General features: G+C 60.1%; 8 protein-coding genes and 1 pseudogene. All 9 read left to right on the top strand.

From position 1 onward, the window contains the following. The coding region (locus AOK24_RS45760) for a DNA/RNA non-specific endonuclease (RefSeq protein ID WP_159051859.1) at positions 1-852 on the top strand (852 nt) is incomplete at its 5' end. A gap of 5 nt (positions 853-857) precedes the next feature. Further along, on the top strand, positions 858-1,466 hold the full coding sequence (locus tag AOK24_RS45755; protein ID WP_079056791.1) for an SMI1/KNR4 family protein: 609 nt from the start codon (positions 858-860) through the stop codon (positions 1,464-1,466). Positions 1,467-1,569: 103 nt separating this feature from the next. Continuing rightward, a complete protein-coding gene (locus AOK24_RS45750; protein ID WP_240553865.1) occupies positions 1,570-2,073 on the top strand; it encodes an SMI1/KNR4 family protein in 504 nt (167 codons plus the stop codon). A 60-nt stretch (positions 2,074-2,133) separates the two neighbouring features. Continuing rightward, on the top strand, positions 2,134-2,730 hold the full coding sequence (locus tag AOK24_RS48485; protein WP_159051858.1) for a hypothetical protein: 597 nt from the start codon (positions 2,134-2,136) through the stop codon (positions 2,728-2,730). Between the two features lie 379 nt (positions 2,731-3,109). Beyond that, positions 3,110-3,235 (top strand): hypothetical protein, encoded by a 126-nt coding sequence (locus AOK24_RS52265; RefSeq protein ID WP_276206834.1) that lies wholly within the window; start codon positions 3,110-3,112, stop codon positions 3,233-3,235. Between the two features lie 66 nt (positions 3,236-3,301). Beyond that, positions 3,302-3,601 (top strand): annotated as a pseudogene (locus AOK24_RS52725) (SMI1/KNR4 family protein); the annotation flags it as partial. 92 nt (positions 3,602-3,693) lie between these two features. Next, positions 3,694-3,843 carry a hypothetical protein gene (locus AOK24_RS48480; RefSeq protein WP_159051857.1) on the top strand — a complete coding sequence of 50 codons (150 nt, stop codon included), beginning with the start codon at positions 3,694-3,696 and terminating at the stop codon, positions 3,841-3,843. Between the two features lie 132 nt (positions 3,844-3,975). Further along, the gene (locus tag AOK24_RS48475) at positions 3,976-4,314 is read left to right on the top strand and encodes a hypothetical protein (protein WP_055720201.1); all 339 of its coding nucleotides are present in this window, start codon (positions 3,976-3,978) and stop codon (positions 4,312-4,314) included. A gap of 24 nt (positions 4,315-4,338) precedes the next feature. Continuing rightward, the gene (locus tag AOK24_RS12900) at positions 4,339-4,893 is read left to right on the top strand and encodes a hypothetical protein (RefSeq protein ID WP_159051856.1); all 555 of its coding nucleotides are present in this window, start codon (positions 4,339-4,341) and stop codon (positions 4,891-4,893) included. Positions 4,894-4,990 lie beyond the last annotated feature (97 nt).

The raw sequence follows: 4,990 nt of genomic DNA, 5'->3' as shown, positions 1-4,990 counted from the left end.
CGCTACAACTCCCCCTCCCGCGCCACAGCCAACAAACCCGGCACCGGCAAGACGACTCCGACCGCACCGAGGGTTGTACAGAACCCGAACGCGGGGAAGAACCCGCGGCCGGCGGCCACTCGACCGAAGCCGCGGCCGGAGGTGAATGTCGGGAGGGTGGAGCAGACATCGCGAATCAATGCGGTCCGGTACGAGAACACAACGGATCGGACTGTGGTGGTTGTGGATTCCGAAGACCCGGCCGACTTGCTGCCGGTACCGAAGGATGAACCCGGTGGGAAGAATGACGGCCGGAAGCGCCAGGACGAGAAGTGCGACGAGGGTCCGGGTGTGAGTCCTACAGGACACGCGGTGTACCTGCCGCGCGAGCGGTACTACGACACCTTCGAGAAGCGTTCGGAGTGCCGAGCAACTGGCGTGTACGGCCTGCTGGACCAGAGTGATTACAACAAGAGGCGTAAGAGGCCAGGGACCAATACCAACGACACCACGCAGCCTCCAGGGATGAGAGAGATCAGAGCGCAAGGCTACGTAGCTGCCAACGGGCATCTGATCCCCGCTGCAGTAAGCGGTTCCGGGATTGACCTGCGTAATCTTGTGGCGGAGTATGAGAAGGCCAATCATTCGTACTTGAGCTACGGCGTGGAGGAAGATATAAGGAAAGCTGTCATGTCGGGCAAGCGTCTATTGATTTCTATAGTCCCGCGCTATGGAAACAGCGGCAGTGGTATCCCCACCGAGATCGAGTACAACTATGGAACACTGGAAGATGGCAATATGAAACACTGTGTGATTGTGCAATCGCCTGCGGGTGGAGCCACCCGAGGTAGCGTAGATTGCCCTCGGAGGTAGCGGGGATGAAAGAGAACAACTACCTCTCACTCGTGCTGGAAATGCTGGGCGAGCCGCTGCGGCGGTATCAGGACCCTGGAGCGTGGCGCAGGATTGAAAGCGAGTTGGGAATATCTCTTCCGTCCGATTATAAAGAGATCGTCGATTCCTATGCCCCTGTCCAGATCAACGGTCACCTGTACCTGAGTCATCCGGCGACCGAACGTTGGAACCTGGGTGAATGGATCCGTAGTTCTATCCAGTCATGGTCGGAGATCGACTGGGGCCGGGTCGAGCCGGAAGGTGATCCCCGCTTCTCTCTCGGCATTCCGAATCTAATTTTTGGAACTCCGGACGGTTTGATTCCCATTGCCTCTACTGATCGAGGGGAATCGCTCTTCTATGCGCCTCGGGGGGTGAAGGGGCCCTCATCGCTATTCGTTGACAATGGGGAGGGTGAATTCTTCGAGTATTCCTTCTCTTTCGCGGAGTGGCTTTATCTCTGGCTTACCGGCGAAGAGGTTACCGGGCCAGGTGGTAGTGCTTTCTATCCAGGGCCTATAGCGCTTATGGACCTCCCTATGTCTCCGGGAGATCCTCAAGAGACTCGATATGGTCCATCCCGTGGTATGTGAGTGCATATTCAGCACGGCAGGAATCCATCGCTAGAGTGATACTTTAGAACTTGTACCTCCAGGGGGGGTTGTTGTGTCTGAAGCTTTACTTTCCCGTCTCCGAGTGCTCCTTCCTCCCCCAGTTGGCGGTGGAGATTCCATTGAATGGTCGTCATTGCAGGACTCCTCGTTCTCGGAGCTTCCGGAAGATTACCGGGACTTTGTGGAGATATACGGAGGAGGGGAAATTGACGAATATCTTTCGATTTCAACCCCTCCTATTCCTGGATCCGCGTATGGAGATCTTTTCAGCGGGACGGACCCTTCTCTCGGTTCGGATGGATCTTGCGAACTGGAAGGAATGGTTCCGGATATTCGCGAAACTCGACTCCTTCCAGTGGGTTTCACTGCGAGTGGTGATGTTATTTTTTGGCTGTGTGAAGGCAAGCCTTCGGCGTGGAGGATCGTCGTCTTCAAGAGGCAATCACCTTATGGGCAGAGTCGGTGGGCGATGTTCGATGGCGGGCTGGTTGAGTTTCTTGTCTCCCTGCTTGAAGGGAAACTCGAACCCTTCAGTGAAACCTTCTGTATTCAAGATTCGCACTCCTATGTCAGTTGGCGAGATTGAGTGCAGCTCGACCTGTTCTTAGATGGGTGATCTTTTGGGTGTCCACTGCGGGAGTGTGTCGTGAGTGGCGTAGTGATGGAGCTGTGCGAGATTGTCACCCTTCTCTGTGAGAATGGTGTGGCCGGCGATGTTGTCGATTGGGGTGAATCTTCCCTTGAGTTTGGCGTTTCGGGTTTCCCGAGCGACTATCGTCAATTCATAGGGACTTTTGGGGCTGGAGGGGTTGAAGATAATCTGTCCGTCTTGATTCCGCGCCCCGGCGTCCAGGGTGAACCGTTGACCGTGAGTCGCTTGCGAGAGAGTGATCTTCTTCCTGGAGCGAGAGACTCTTGGCAAGATTCTTGGGCGGCGCCTCGCCCTGAACTGAGGGATATGATTGTGTGGGGAGAAACGGTTGGGGCAGATGCCTTGTGTTGGGTTGCATCCGCTGCTGACCCCGATAAATGGCCGGTGGCGGTATGGGAGCGTCAGGGTGGAGGCTGGGCGCTCTATGACTGCGGGATGGCCGAATTCATCCTTCGTGTTCTGCGGGCCGATTTTCCGAGATGCCCGCTCAGTGATGCTTCCCTGTGGGGGAGAGGGAGCGCTCGGTTTCTCAATTTCCGAGACGAGGACAGGCTGTGGGACCAGGGGATTGATCCATGGGAGGAGATTTGAGCGGGGTATCGAGGTTTCAAGTCCTCTTAGGGTCTCCGCGACACCAGGGGGACGCTGTGGGGGAGTGGTTGGAAATCGAGTCCTGGCTCACTGTTCGGCTTCCGAGCGATGATAAATAGTTTGTTTCGGCTTACGGGGCAGGGTGTCTCAACGATCAGGTGTTGCTCTTTCATCCCGGGAGGGAATCGGCGGCGAATCTGTGCCTTGAGGATCTGGTGCGGTCCGCGCACGAGAACTACTCGTTCCTCAAGGAGCGGCATCCGGATCTTTATCCGTATCCGGTGCATCCTGAGCTGGGCGGATGTATAGCGATAGGGCGGTCGTACGGGGGAACTATTTCTTCCTCTTGCCGCCCGGCCCTGACTGCGATCGATGGCGGGTGGTGGTCGACATGGGAGAGTGGGCGGTGTTCGACATGTCGTTCACCGAATTTCTGTGGCGGGCGCTGAATGAAGATCTCTATGCGCCGGTACTGGATGGCGAACCGTCGTTTGAAAAGCTCTGATGATGCTGGGGGAGAACATGTCGGTGTTGGATGAGCTGAGGGCTGGGAGAACCCGTCGATCGGCAGGTGGATCCGGGCGACTGGAGTGAAGCCGAGCGGCACGTGGGTTCCGTTCTTCCGGTCGATTTTAAGGCGTTCCTTGACGTCTACGGCAGCGGGGCGGTCTCCGGTGAGCTTGCTGTTTCCATCCGCGGGGGATCGAGTCCGTCGCTGGAGCGGATGCGTGAGACGCATCAGATGTTCACCGCGCGCCGGGAGAAGACCCTGAGCGAGAGGCGCTCCGAGCATGTCCCGTATCTGTTCCACCCGGAACCTGGCGGGTTGATTGCGTGGGGGTACGACCAGAGTGGCGGCGAACACTTCTTTCTGCCGTGCGATCCGGATCCGGATCGGTGGAAGGTCGTCACGATGGTCCATGAAGAGGGCTGTGTGACCTTCGACGGACGTTCTCCGCTTTCGTGCCGGCCTTCGTACGGTGCCTGCTCGACGTGGACCGGTACCACCGCATCGACCCGGACGTGCTGGAGTACCTGGAGCCGGAAGACCTCGAAGAACTGCTCGCGGCGGCGAGATCGGTCCCGTATGGCCGACCTTCGAACCCGTTCTGAGGGGCGTACGTTTGGAGGGTTCGGCCATCCGGGTGGAAACCGTAGTGATCGGCATTTTGCGGGTGCCGTCCGCTTCTACTGTCGGTCTCCCGTTCCTCCTTCCAACCGGCCGGTTCCATGAATGCTGCGACGATGGTCGCGCTCGCCACGGCTCTGTTGCTGACCAACTCCCCGTACACGCACCGCGTACCCGCGGCGGCGTGTGTGGCGGGCGAGTCGGAGACCCGCTCCCGCTCCGCCGTGGACGACGGCGAGATCCGGTTCACCGAGTCCACCAAGTACGACGAGGCCCGCACGCATGCCGCGAAGGTGTGGCAGTCCTCCTCCGGCGCCCTGTCGAAGATCAAGGTCCGTACTGCCTCCTCGACAGCCGCGAACGCGGCACCCGGGACTACCGGCGGGCGACCGCCGCGCATGAACTCGGGCACGCGCTCGGGTTGTGCCACAAGTCAGGCCGCGTGCTGTCGCTGATGTGGACGTCCGTCGGTTGATGCCGTGAAGCACATCCGTCTTCCGGCTGTCGCCGCAGCCGTGACCGCCGTGCTCTGCGCTACGGCTGCCGGTGTCTGGTACGCCGGGTCCTCCGGGGGTGACGAGATTGCCAGTGTCTGTGTTCCCGCGTACGAGCGGGACGTCGACAAGGCCGGTTACGCCGTCGTCGTGGCCGTCGTCACCGTCACCCGTACGGTGGGATACCTGGAGGAGGAAGCCGAACTCCCCGGTGGGGTCCTCAGGTCCGCCTTGCGTGTCGATGAACCGCTCAAAGGGACGCCACCCGCCGAGTTGACTGTTGGGCAGGGGGTCGGGCGTACCTCTGAGGGGGACTATACGACCGACAAACCTGAGAGCTACCCCGTGCTGTCACCGGGTCATCGGTACGTCGTGGGGACGGCCCCGAGTGCCTCGTACCGCGGCGGGTGGGTCTGGTTCGCCGTTCCCGCGGATACGGGGCTCGATGCGCAGCGCGTCCGCTGGGTGGAGGCCGTCGCGGATCAGGTGGCGCCGCATCCCGATCCGCGCTGCACCGGTGACGTCGTCACGAGTCGCTGATCTCGCACCACACGGTCTTGCGGCCGGCCGCCCACTCCACGCCCCAACGCTGGGCGAGGGCCGTGAGGAGGGTGAGGCCGCGGCCCGACTCGGCGTC

The sequence above is a fragment of the Streptomyces niveiscabiei genome, from assembly GCF_001419795.1.
Classification (GTDB): domain Bacteria; phylum Actinomycetota; class Actinomycetes; order Streptomycetales; family Streptomycetaceae; genus Streptomyces; species Streptomyces niveiscabiei.
Note: the sequence above shows the minus strand (reverse complement) of the source record. Positions and strands in the feature narration are given on the sequence as shown.

Coding starts and splice junctions, on each gene's coding strand:
- AOK24_RS45755 (WP_079056791.1), top strand. CDS start 858: ATGAAAGAGAACAACTACCTCTCACTCGTGCTGGAAATGCTGGGCGAG.
- AOK24_RS48475 (WP_055720201.1), top strand. CDS start 3,976: ATGGTCGCGCTCGCCACGGCTCTGTTGCTGACCAACTCCCCGTACACG.